This window comes from Winkia sp. C0117E2, assembly GCF_056590455.1.
Genome location: NZ_JBWPWD010000007.1, coordinates 42,980 through 54,648 on the forward strand (window position 1 = coordinate 42,980; position 11,669 = coordinate 54,648).

Genomic DNA, 11,669 nt, shown 5'->3' on the forward strand with positions numbered 1-11,669 from the left:
GATCCGGCGGGCACTTCAGCCTAACCACTAATGTTCGTTGCCAGTATCTTGGCTCTGATTATTACCGGTATCGCCACTATCAGGCGATTCCTTGTCCTTATTACCCGGCTCCTTAGTGGACTGAGACGGGCTCGGCGACGGCGACGGCGGCGCCTTCGCAACATTCACCGTAATAGAAGTGCCCTGCTTTACCTGGCCCACCGCAGACAAAGACGCGACGTTACCGGCAGGAACCGCGCCGGTTTCGACCTCGGTAATCGTAATGGACAAGCCATTATCCTGCAGGAACTTAACCACTTCATCCTTAGACTTACCAACCAGCTCCTGCGGCACATTGACCATGCCAGAACCAACAATCAAGTTGATAGTGGTGCCCTTGGCAACCTTGGTACCAGCCTCCGGATCAGAAGTAATCACCTGATCCTTCGGAACGGTACCCGAATCCTGAGTGCTCACCGACCCCGCGGACAGACCGGCAGCCTCAAGGGCAGAACGGGCCTGCTCCTGGCTCATTCCCGCCAAGTCGGGGACCTGAATCTCGCCTCGACCCTTAGAAATGATGACAGTAACCTTGGACCCCTTATCCACCTGCGTGCCAGGCTCCGGAGTCGAAGAAATCACGTGATCGGCCTCGACCGTATCCGATTCCTCCGGTTCGCCCTCGACCATAGTAAGACCCGCATTAGACAGTTCAGTACGGGCCTCAGCGCGGGGCATTCCCACAATATTCGCGGGCACCGCCACCTTGTTCTCGTTAGGATCCTTCTGCCCGTGAATAAACAGGTAGGCAACGGCCGCAACCGCCGCAATAGCTAGCAGAGACACCAACACGCCAATAATGCGGTTCCGCCGCCTGCGCTTCTTATCCTTCTGCGCCTGCACCCGCTTGGCCTCCTGGCGGGCTCGCCGCAATGCAGCCTGATCCTGAATCGGAGACTGCTGCTGGGTAATCGACAGCGCCCTGGTGCGATCCAGTTCGTCGGTGCGAGTGAGAACCTGAGTTTCGCCCTCGCCCCAAGTATCCACGCCGGGAGCGCCAACGCGCGCCCCGCGACCCGCTGCTACCAAATCCTGCAGCATCTGCCCGGCATCGCCGTAACGATCCTCCTTGGCTTTAGCCAGGGACTTCATTACCACGCGATTCAACGCATCCGGAATGTCGGGAGTGATCTGCGCGGGAGGAGTAGGCACCTTCGAGACGTGCTGGTAGGCCACGGCCACCGCGGTATCGCCGGTGAACGGGGGTCGCCCGGTAAGTAGCTCGTACAGCAGACACCCGGCGGAATACAAGTCCGAGCGATTGTCCACCTTTTCGCCGCGCGCCTGTTCAGGAGACAGGTACTGGGCAGTGCCAACAACGGCATCAGTCTGCGTCATAGTGGCCGAGGAATCCGCAAGCGCCCTGGCAATGCCGAAGTCCATGACCTTGACCTTGCCGGTGGTAGTGAGCATGACGTTTCCCGGCTTGATATCGCGGTGCACCAGGCCCTGCGAATGCGCGTACTCCAGTGCCTGCAGCACGCCGGTCATGATCTCGATTGCCTCGTCGATAGGGACGGGAGAACCGTCAGAGAGCAGGTCTCGTACCGTATGCCCCTCTACATATTCCATGATGATGTAAGGCACCTGCACGGTAGAACCGTCGGGAGTGGTAACAGTTTCCTCGCCGGTGTCATACACCGCCACAATGTTCGGGTGGTTCAGCGACGCTGCCGACTGAGCTTCCCGGCGGAAACGGGCTTGGAAAATAGAATCTCGAGCCAAGTCAGTGCGCAGCATCTTGATGGCGACCACACGAGATAGACGAATATCGTAGCCCAGGTGGACTTGCGCCATCCCCCCGCGGCCAATGAGTGTTCGTACCTCGTAGCGTCCTGCTAACAGAGATTCGGCCATGACACACCCTTCAAATCAGTTACTAGCGCGAGGGCGGCATGCGCCCTCGCAGGTTCAATTATGTTCCAAATGACCATCATTGCGATGGCAAAGACAATTAGTGCAAAAGCGGCCAGAAGAATCCAGTATGTCAGGTCAGTGCCAGCTTCTTGATGCTTCGCATACCCCTGCGTCTGCGCTGCAAGAGGCCTGGCCGTAGAACCGGCCTTAGCCCGGGCCACTCGCTTCTTATTCCTGTCTGGCGGACGCCAGGCGGGCGGTTTGGTGGGACGCCACTTGCCCAGGGCTTCGATGGCTCCGGCCAGCGATTCCTTAGTGATCCTCCGGTGCGGACCGGTGGATTCAGAAGTGTGTTTGGGGGCAAACTCGGGCGGCATCTGGTCCGGTGCCGCTACTGTGCCACCGTCCAGCTCTTCTACCCTGTCGGAATCTTGAGCCAGCGGTTCGATAGAAGTTCGCACCGCCCCCTTGTGGGTCCCACCTGGAAGCGGCCACGGGCGCATAAGAGTGCGCTTCTTTGCCTTGGGGATGCGGCTGGGCGATGTCTCTTTCGAGGGCGCCGCCTTGGGCTCCGATTCGCCGGTGCGGAGAATGTGGCTTACGCGGGCCAATTCTCGGGCCAGGTCGCGGGCAGAGGCAGGCCGGTGGGCAGGATTCTTTTCGAGCAGCTGCATGACCAGTGCACGCAGTTCGGCGGGCACGGATTCTGGCAGTGGTGGAACCTTCTGGTTCACATGCGCGAAAGCGATATCCACCTGCGAAGACCCGGTAAAGGGACGCTTTCCGGCAAGGGCCTCGTAAGCGATGATTCCCAGGGCGTACAGGTCTCCGGCGGGAGTCGCAGGATTGCCCGTAGCCTGCTCCGGGGGCAGGTACTGGGCTGTTCCCATGACCATGCCCACCGCGGTCAACTGTTCCTGATGCGGGCTAAACGAAATGCCGAAATCGGTAAGCTTGGCGACTCCATCCGCACGCACCAGAATATTCGCCGGTTTGATGTCGCGGTGAACAATCCCCGCGCTATGGACGGCGTCCAAAGCATTGGCGGTCTGGTACATGATCGACAGCAGCAGATCCAGCTCCAAAGTAGCGCCATCTTGCAGTAGTTCGGTCATCGGGACGCCGTCGACCAGCTCCATGATGAGCCAGGCCAAGCCGTCGTCCTCGCCATAATCTAGAGTTTGAGCCACGCCAGGATGCGAAATCTTTTGGGCGTTGCGCGCCTCCACATTGAATCGGGCTAGGAACTGGCCTTGGCCTTCCAACTCTTCTTTCAAGACCTTCGCGGCAACGATCTTCCCATCCTGCGAATCGCGGGCCTGCCACACTTCTCCCATGCCGCCAACAGCAATCTGGGTTAGCAGCACGTAGCGCTCCCCAAGGGTGAAACCAGCAGCAATGCGTCCACTCATTGGTTGATCACCGCCTGCATTACCGCTTTAGCAATAGGGGCGGCCACCTGCCCGCCGTAAGCAATGTCGACTCCGGCCTGGCCGCCCTCGACTACCACGGCCACGGCGACCTTCGGATCGGTTGCAGGGGCGAAACCGGTAAACCAGCCGTCTGCCAGGTTGCCGCGTTCGGCCGTGCCGGTCTTGCCCGCTACGTCGATGCCAGAAATCTGGGCTGCGGTGGCGGTGCCCTCCTTGGTGGCATCCACCATCATCTTGGTCAGCTGCGCCGCGTTGTCAGCCTGCATGGCCCGCCCAAATTCCCGGGGAGATTCTTCCTTCTGTACCCCCAGGTCGGCGTCCAGAATCCGCGATATTAGCTGCGGCTTCATAACGGTGCCCTCATTGCCAATGGCGGCAGAAACCATAGCCATCTGCAGAGGGGTAACCCGGACGTCGTATTGGCCGATTGCGCTCATGGCTGTCTGGGCCTGTGGCATGTCTTTGGGGAAGGTCGAGGGCGTCGCCCTCAACGGAATGCGGTGGGCGGTAGAGAAGCCGAAGGCGTCGGCCTGCTTCGAGAGGGCCTCCTGGCCGATGGCCATGCCAGCCTTCGCGAAGGTGGTGTTACAGGAATTCGCCAGTGCGTACTGGAAAGTCGGATTGCCGTCGCCGCAAGTTTCTCCGGCGTCGTTAGAGATCTTGTTCGTGGTTTGGGGTAGATCCAAAGAGACGGGCGAATCAATCTTCGTGTTCGGCTTGTACTTACCGGACTCGAGCATGGCCGCTGCCGTGATCAACTTGAACGTGGACCCGGGCGCGTAAGTGTGATCGCCGAAAGCCCTGTTGTCCAGCGGCTTTTCAGTGTCTTTATTGTAAGCGTCGTAAGCCTGCTGGGCCGTCTTCCCGTCATGGGCGGCAAGGGGATTCGGGTCGTACGAGGGCGAGGAATACAGCGCCAGGATCCGTCCAGTCTTGGGCTCAAGTGCCACAACGGCTCCGCGGCGATCTCCTAATGCTTCTGCGGCGGCTTGCTGGGCAGCCGGATTGAGGGTGAGCTCTACCGAGCCGCCCACCGGCTGTGCCCCGGTGAACAGGCGTTGTATGCGCGACTTCAGGAGCGTGTCGGAGGTGCCATCTAGCACCTGGTTTTGGTTGGCCTCCAGGCCTGTGGCCGTGTTGAATGCCGTGGCGTAGTAGCCGGTAGACAGAGCGTAGAGCCCGCCTGCGGGGTATTGGCGCTGATACTTGAACACGTCCCCGGAAGGTTTAGAAGACGCCACGGGTGCGCCGCCCACAATGATCGAGCCACGGTCGCGCCCGGTAGAGGCGTAGATGGTGCGCGCGTTGCGCGAATCCGCGTTCAGTTCGGGAGCCTTCACAAACTGGATGAAAGTGGCCGCGCACATGAGCGTCACGAACATTAGGACCACAACAAAGGTCAGGCGTCGCACTTGCGTATTCACTGTGCCTCCCCCTTGTTTAGGTGTACCAGTTGGGTTTCGTCGTTTGAGGGCGTGGCCCCACTTTGGGCGGGGGCGTTCTTCTTCGCCGGATTGCCCTTGGTTACCTTCGCTATCTCGGCAGTAGTGAGGTTGCCGGTGGGAGCGGGACGACGGGCAGCGTCGGAGATGCGCAATAGCAGCCCGACGATGATCCAGCTGGACATCAGCGAGGAGCCGCCGGCCGCCAGGAAGGGCAGCGTAAGGCCGGTAAGAGGAAGGACTCGGGTAATGCCGCCTACCACTACGAATACCTGGAAGGCGATACCAAAGCTGAGGCCGGTGGCTAGCAATTTGCCGAAGCCGTCACGCACCCCGATAGCGGTGCGCATGCCGCGTTCGATCAGGATCAAATACAGGGCGAGGATGGCAAAGACGCCGGTCAGCCCCAGTTCTTCCGCTAGGGAAGCGAAGATGAAATCGGAGTTGGCGAAGGGCACGATCTGGGGGTAGCCAGAGCCCCAACCGGTGCCGAATAGGCCGCCGGTGGCCATGCCGAACAGCCCTTGCACCAGCTGTCCGGAGCCGCCGGGCCGGTTATATACCGCCGGGTCGAGGGCGTGTAGCCACCCGTCGATGCGCGAGGAGACGTGGGAAACTTTGGTTGCCATCCACAGGAATGGCAGCATCAAAAGTGCGCCAATGACCAGCCAGGACACGCGGTCAGTGGCCACGTAGATCATGGCTACGAATAGACCGAATAGCAGTAGGGAAGTGCCGAAGTCGCGCTGGCCCACCAGGACGACTATAGAGACTATCCAGACCACCACTAGCGGGCCTAGGTCGCGCGGTCGGGGCAGGCGCAAGCCAAGAATTTTTGGTCCGCCGACCGACAGCTTGTCGCGTCCTTCCACCAGGTAGGCGGCGAAGAAAATAGCTAGGAGGATCTTTGTGAGCTCTGCCGGCTGAATGGTGATGAAGCCCAGGTTGATCCAGATCTTTGCCCCGTTCACCGCGGGGAAGAAGATGGGCAGTACCAGCAGTACCAGGCCTGCCAGCATCAGCAGATAAGAGTTCTTGCGCAGCCGCCTGTGGTCGCGGACTGCAATTAGGGTAAGCGCCATCAAAATGATGCCGGCAACGGTGATGATCAGCTGTTTTGAGCCAACCACTAGATCCTGCTGGCCACGGGCTTCATAAGAGATGTCGAGCCTGTAGATCATTGCCAGCCCGATCCCATTTAGTGCCACCGCGATGGGCAAAATGACGGGGTCAGCGTAGGGGGCAAAATGGCGTACCAGCAGGTGGGTTGCCACCGTAAATACGACGAGGGCGCCAACGTGCAGCCACAGCCCCGCGGGGGGTTCACCAGTCTTGGTGATTGCCGTGGCCACATATGCGCCTACCCCGACTAGTAGCGCAAGCACCAGCAGCGCTATTTCGGGAAGCCGAGCCGAAGAAACCGGCTTGATCTCGACTGTTGCCATTACTTATTTGCCTTTGATGGCTTCGAATTTGAAGACTGTTCTTGCTTGCGCACGTGCGTCTTTTGGAGGTTCTTCACCACTTCGCGGGCGCGGGTGAGCGATTCCCTGGTAATCGGGGTGTTTAGCCGGTCGCGGGCAAACGGGTCCAGTTCGCTCATGCGCAAGTTGGACAGTTCTACGTGGTGGGATAGGTGCCAGGGGCCAATAGTTTGCGGAATTCCCTGGTAGATGGCCACTGTGCCCTTGTAAGGGGCAACGTAGTACTGGCTTTGCGACCAGTTCCAGGCGAGTGTTCCACCCACGCCCACCGCAGCGGCTATGAGTAGGGAAATGGCTCCTGTAAGAAGCCGGCTGCGACGTTTTTTGCGCTTGGAAGCGCGCGCATCCGCCTCGTCAGCTTCGACCTCTTTTTGGTCCCGAGGGCTACGCGAAGGGTCCCCCCGCCCAGTCAAAGCGGCTGCTTTACCTGCCGCCGAATCTGCGTCCCTAGTGCGGTCCAAGCGGTTCGTAGCCGCTGCTCCCACAATCTGGGGCGAGGCCGAAGGCTCAAAGCCAAGATGGTCCGGATCGACCACGTCTGCGATTACGACGGTAACGTTGTCGGGCCCACCCGCGCGCAATGCCAACGCAATTAGCTGATCGCATGCATCTGCCGGATCTTCGACCCCGTGGAGGACTTCGCCGATCGTCTGGGCACTAACCACACCAGACAGGCCGTCAGAGCAGAGCAGCCACCGGTCGCCCTCGACGGCTTCCCTAATGGATTCGTCCAACGTAATATCCGAGGTCGAATCGCCCAGTACGCGAAGAAGAACGCTGCGCTGGGGGTGGGTCTCGGCTTGCTCTGGGGTGAGCTGCCCGGACTGTACCAGGTACTGCACAAACGAGTGGTCGGTAGTTACCTGCGTAAGCGTTCCCTGGCGCAGCAGGTACGCCCTCGAATCGCCAATGTGAGTCATGGCCAGCTTGTTGCCGCTGCGCAAAACAGCGATGCAAGTAGTGCCGAGGCCGTGCAGATCGGCATCATGGGAAGAACGGTCAACCAGTTCCTCGTGCGCGTCCGAAATGCGGGTGCGCAACAGGTTCAGCAGGTCGTCGGCGCCGTGGGCGTCAGTGTCCAGATCCGCCAGGTGTGCCACCGCGATAGAAGAGGCAATGTCGCCGCCCGCAGGCCCGCCCATGCCATCGGCAAGCACCAACAGGTGAGGTCCGGCGTAACCGGAATCCTGATTCGACTTCCGCACCAACCCCACATCAGAGCGGGTAGCAAAACGCAAAGTAAGACTCATCGTGTTAGCTCCAATGTAGTTTGCCCAATTCTAATCTGGTTTCCCAACCCCACGGGGCGCGGTGAGGAGATGCGTTCCCCATCGACGAAGACGCCGTTCGTAGAATTCATGTCCTCGACATGCCAGGACCCGCCGGCCAAATATAGGCGAGCGTGCTGGGAAGATGCGTAGGAGTCGTCTACCACCAGCGTGCATGCTGGCGAGCGTCCGATGACAATGGCAGCAGATCCAAGCGGCATCTTGGTGCCCGTAAGAGCGCCCTCGGTAATTACCAGCTGCGTGGGGGAACTGGAGGCGCCCGTAATGGATCGCCTGCGCGGAATCCCTCCGGAATCGCGGTCGTTTTTTGGCGAGGGCGAAGGGGCTGCGGACTTCTTCCCGTGGCGGCCTCGGCCGCGCGGCGTTACTACAGTGCCCCACACGTCCCGGCGCAATACCCCGAGCGCTGCTGCAACAAACAGCCACAAAAGCACCAGGTAACCCAGGCGGATTACGGTAACCGCTAGTTCAGAAGCCAAACCCTACGCCTCCTGATCCTCGGAGGTAAAGAAGAATATGTGAGTGCGTCCAACCGTCAGTTCGTTGCCGTCCAACAGTGTGGCGGCGTCGATGCGGTGGCCTTCGACGTAGGAACCGTTTGTGGAACCCAAGTCGGTGGCAATTACGCCAGTGGGCGTGATGCGCAGCTCCAGGTGTTTGCGGGATACACCCGAGTCAGCTAACACAATGTCAGCTTCGGTGCCGCGTCCGATAACGGTGACAGGTTCGGTGAGCATCCAGCGTTTGCCGTCAATTTCCAAAATAGGATGCGACGGGCTGGCCTGGTTTGAGGTAACTGGGGCTGCAGGGCCTCGGCGCGTAGCCGGGGTAACCCGGACCGTGCCGGTTTCCTGGGTGGAATCCCTAGTGAAGGTGACTACGACGGGGCCCACAAAGGAATAGGACTGTTCCGTGGCGTACTGGGTGGCATCGTTTACCATTTCCTCGGCTAGTACGTCACCGCCGCTACCGGCAATATTGTCGAAGTCAGCCTTGGACAGGCTAACCGTGAATTCGTTCGGCACCACGGTGCGGTTGGAGCTGATCGCGGCCGTATTGTCTTCCATTGACCGCCGCACTGCTGCCGAAATATCGACAGGCTTTAGCTGCGACCGGAATACCTTTGAAAACGCGCCAGAGATGCCACGCTCAACGGCATTTTCAAAACGGTCAAAAACGCTCACCGTCAACCCCCAGTAGTGCAATTAGGCGCAAAGCCCAAAATGGTCATATACCTTCCCTAGTATGCCGCGTTAAGTAGGAATCTTGCACCTTAGCGCCAGCGAGGGCGAACATCTGGGTTCGCCCTCGGGATAACTGCTAGCTAGTTTGCCCAGCTACTTAGCGGCAGCAAGCTGGAAAGTTAAAACAAAAAAGCCCCAAAGCTTTCGCCTTGGGACCACCTGTGCTCGAGGGGGGAGTTGAACCCCCACGGTATCTCTACCACACGGACCTGAACCGTGCGCGTCTGCCTATTCCGCCACTCGAGCTTGCATCAGCTCGTATACAGTAGCGCGATCGGAGGGTCGGGTGCAAGCTGGCCCTTTGTGCGGTTATCCACAATTCGTTCCATTTTCGTAATCCACAGCCGTGGCGAAGTCCGCTGGAGGGCGCTGCGGAGAATTTCCGACACTGGGGTCATGGCAACGAAAAACAAGCCTTTGCGCAGGCAAAAAGCGCCTTTACTGAAACCGACATTGCTGGAGCGGGTCTGTCGCAGGCTTCGTTCCCGCGCCATTGTAACTATGGCGCTTACCACAGCGACGTTTGGGGTGTGCGCTCCCGGGGCGCTTGCCGACAACGCGGGACCGGGGATCGAGTCGTGGAAAATCGTTGGGCGAACCGACCTGGAATTGGGTGCGCACAAAGCAGCTAACGGGCAGTTCATGATCTGCGCTACCGATTCGCAGATCAACTTTGCAGCGAAAGCTCATCCGATCTTTTTTGATCGCGAGGTAACCGTAGGAGCGCGATCGCCCTATAAGGTTTCCAGTTCTTATTTAGGAGACGCGGGATCCAACATTGTCGACGCGGACAAACAGCCGCTCATCGCCTACATGCTCTGGCGGCACCTAAAGGAGGCGGGGCAAAAGGCCGAGGGCGGAAATTGGCGTCCGCTAGCAGGCTTAGTGGACGCGGTGCACAGCTCCACTAACTCTAGGAAGTACCTGGCAGATAAGGGGCCGCTGCCAGCGCAAGTAAAGAAGGACGCGAAGCGCTACCTTGCCGAGGCCGCTAAATATGCTGGCCCCTACCGCTTTGCGACCCGATGGCACGGGCAGGCACTGGGGGTGCGGGTGCTTTCGGCTGCGGGCAACCCCATCGGCGTGAAGGTGCAGGTGGCTGGGCAGGCCCCGCTAGTAATAAACGGAATCCGGTACTCGGATAAGGCGTCGTTTAAGAGCGGCGCCAAAGAGGTACTGATCAAGCCGCAACGGCAACAGGGAAAGCAGACGCTACTGGAACTGAAAGCAGGCGGCGTTCCGGCAGTCACCTTCCGCGTGTGGGAACACCACAAGGCGCAAGACATGATGCTGTCGGGCTATGACTCGGAGCTGACCGCGAAGGTGGACGTTCCGGCAGCGCCGGTTCCACCCAAGCAGACTCCTCCGGCAAAGACTCCACCGGAAAAGAAAGTGCCGAAAGAGACCCCACCTGTTCCGCCAGTAGCGGATACGCCATTACCGAAGCAGGTCACGCCGCCTGAGTCGCCCGAACCTGTACCGGCTGAAGCGGAGCAGACTCCGCCGCCGAAAGTAACGGAAAACCCGACTCCGGAAGTGCGGCCAGTGCAGGTTGAAACCGCGGTGCAGCCAAAGCCGAAGATTACGCCCTCGCCAGCGAAAAAACGGACGCTAGCCAAGACGGGTAGTTCCTCCGTATTAGCAGGTGGGGCCGCACTTGCACTCGCAGGGATCGGGGTGGCGTTCCTGGGGCTGAGGAGGCGGATCTAAGCATTCGGAAATCCCGGCGGCAGCGTCCTTGCTGCGGGTAGCGTAGAGATAAGCAATACGTGAGGTGAATGATGGCAAAACAAAATAGGGTTCCACTTAGCATTTTGGATCTAGTCCCAGTATCCGAGGGGATGACTAGGAAGCAGGCGTTGGACAACTCGGTTGAGGTTGCCAAGGTTGCTGATCAGACCGGTTACAACAGGTACTGGGTGGCGGAACACCACGGTTCGCTAGCGTTCATGGCCTCGGCAACCTCGCTGCTGCTGGGACGCGCCGCCGAACACACCTCGCGCATTCGCCTAGGATCCGGTGGGGTCATGATGCCCAACCACACCCCGCTGATGGTGGCTGAATACTACGGCACCTTAGCGACTCTGTACCCAGACCGCATCGACCTGGGGTTGGGGCGTGCTCCGGGGACCGACCCGGTAACAGCAGCCGCGCTGAATCGAGGGCAGGCGGACCTGCGCTCATTCGGCCGGGACGTGCAAGAGTTGGCAAACTACTTAGCCGACGCTTACCCGAACGAATACGCAACCCAGGTGCGCGGCGCAGAGGCCGGAGCACTCGGACTGCCGTTTGCCCCCGAACGACCACTGACCAGAGTGCGAGCAATCCCAGGGCAGGGAACCAAGGTGCCCCTGTGGATGCTCGGTTCTTCCACCGGTGGAGCCAAAGTGGCGGCCAAACTCGGACTGCCCTTCTCGTTCGCCTCCCACTTCGCGCCCGCAGCAATGGACGCGGCACTGTCTATCTACCGGGCAGACTTCGAATACGAATCTCCTACCAAACAGATCGAAAAGCCCTACGTCATGGCTGGAATCAACGTGATGGTGGCGCCCACCCAGGAAGAAGCTGAATTCCTGTACACCACCAGCCTGCAGATGCAATCGCGCATTCGCCGAGGCCGGGCGGGACAGCTGCCCGCCCCAACTCACGACCTAGAGGGCACGCTGGGTGCGGCGGAAGCTTCGCTCGTGCGGCATCTTCCCTCGGTCAGCGCAATTGGCACCCCCGACCAGGTGACCGAAAAGATGCAGGCCTTCGTAGACGAGTTTGCCCTAGATGAGCTAATTATCATCTGCTACGCCTACGATCCGCAGCTGCGGTTGCGCTCGCTGCGCATGCTATCTGAGGCCTGGTTCGGCTAGCCGCACCGCCTAGCGCCGGA

General features: G+C 59.8%; 9 protein-coding genes and 1 tRNA gene. 2 read left to right on the top strand and 8 right to left on the bottom strand.

Annotated elements, in window-relative coordinates; genetic code table 11:
- Positions 1-27: 27 nt before the first annotated feature.
- The 8 genes from pknB to AC1EKG_RS09685 form a co-directional block, all read right to left on the bottom strand.
- A complete protein-coding gene (gene pknB / locus AC1EKG_RS09650) occupies positions 28-1,896 on the bottom strand; it encodes a Stk1 family PASTA domain-containing Ser/Thr kinase (RefSeq protein WP_285445111.1) in 1,869 nt (622 codons plus the stop codon).
- Positions 1,878-3,308 carry a serine/threonine-protein kinase gene (locus tag AC1EKG_RS09655; protein WP_004807026.1) on the bottom strand — a complete coding sequence of 477 codons (1,431 nt, stop codon included), beginning with the start codon at positions 3,306-3,308 and terminating at the stop codon, positions 1,878-1,880. Before AC1EKG_RS09655 ends, pknB begins: the two co-directional genes overlap by 19 nt.
- Positions 3,305-4,753, bottom strand: coding sequence for a peptidoglycan D,D-transpeptidase FtsI family protein (locus AC1EKG_RS09660; protein WP_481067841.1), 1,449 nt, complete (start codon positions 4,751-4,753; stop codon positions 3,305-3,307). The genes AC1EKG_RS09655 and AC1EKG_RS09660 overlap by 4 nt, the downstream gene beginning before the upstream one ends.
- The gene (locus AC1EKG_RS09665) at positions 4,750-6,216 is read right to left on the bottom strand and encodes an FtsW/RodA/SpoVE family cell cycle protein (RefSeq protein WP_048706982.1); all 1,467 of its coding nucleotides are present in this window, start codon (positions 6,214-6,216) and stop codon (positions 4,750-4,752) included. Before AC1EKG_RS09665 ends, AC1EKG_RS09660 begins: the two co-directional genes overlap by 4 nt.
- Positions 6,216-7,505: a PP2C family protein-serine/threonine phosphatase gene (locus tag AC1EKG_RS09670; protein WP_048706980.1), complete on the bottom strand. Its 1,290-nt coding sequence runs from the start codon at positions 7,503-7,505 to the stop codon at positions 6,216-6,218. Before AC1EKG_RS09670 ends, AC1EKG_RS09665 begins: the two co-directional genes overlap by 1 nt.
- A complete protein-coding gene (locus AC1EKG_RS09675) occupies positions 7,502-8,023 on the bottom strand; it encodes an FHA domain-containing protein FhaB/FipA (RefSeq protein WP_048706978.1) in 522 nt (173 codons plus the stop codon). The genes AC1EKG_RS09670 and AC1EKG_RS09675 overlap by 4 nt, the downstream gene beginning before the upstream one ends.
- Positions 8,024-8,026: 3 nt before the next feature.
- Complete coding sequence (locus AC1EKG_RS09680) at positions 8,027-8,728, bottom strand: FhaA domain-containing protein (protein WP_048706976.1); 702 nt, start codon at positions 8,726-8,728, stop codon at positions 8,027-8,029.
- Between the two features lie 222 nt (positions 8,729-8,950).
- Positions 8,951-9,034, bottom strand: a tRNA-Leu gene (locus AC1EKG_RS09685).
- A 150-nt stretch (positions 9,035-9,184) separates the two neighbouring features.
- Here AC1EKG_RS09685 and AC1EKG_RS09690 point away from each other — a divergent pair.
- Both AC1EKG_RS09690 and AC1EKG_RS09695 read left to right on the top strand, forming a co-directional pair.
- Entirely contained in the window at positions 9,185-10,498 is a 1,314-nt protein-coding gene (locus tag AC1EKG_RS09690) for a hypothetical protein (protein WP_481067842.1), read from the top strand.
- Positions 10,499-10,569: 71 nt separating this feature from the next.
- Complete coding sequence (locus AC1EKG_RS09695; protein WP_481067843.1) at positions 10,570-11,649, top strand: LLM class flavin-dependent oxidoreductase; 1,080 nt, start codon at positions 10,570-10,572, stop codon at positions 11,647-11,649.
- Positions 11,650-11,669 lie beyond the last annotated feature (20 nt).

Excerpts from the sequence above, each read along its gene's own strand:
- AC1EKG_RS09665 (WP_048706982.1), bottom strand. The coding sequence starts at position 6,216 with ATGGCAACAGTCGAGATCAAGCCGGTTTCTTCGGCTCGGCTTCCCGAA.
- pknB (WP_285445111.1), bottom strand. The coding sequence starts at position 1,896 with ATGGCCGAATCTCTGTTAGCAGGACGCTACGAGGTACGAACACTCATT.
- AC1EKG_RS09690 (WP_481067842.1), top strand. The coding sequence starts at position 9,185 with ATGGCAACGAAAAACAAGCCTTTGCGCAGGCAAAAAGCGCCTTTACTG.
- AC1EKG_RS09670 (WP_048706980.1), bottom strand. The coding sequence starts at position 7,505 with ATGAGTCTTACTTTGCGTTTTGCTACCCGCTCTGATGTGGGGTTGGTG.
- AC1EKG_RS09695 (WP_481067843.1), top strand. The coding sequence starts at position 10,570 with ATGGCAAAACAAAATAGGGTTCCACTTAGCATTTTGGATCTAGTCCCA.
- AC1EKG_RS09655 (WP_004807026.1), bottom strand. The coding sequence starts at position 3,308 with ATGAGTGGACGCATTGCTGCTGGTTTCACCCTTGGGGAGCGCTACGTG.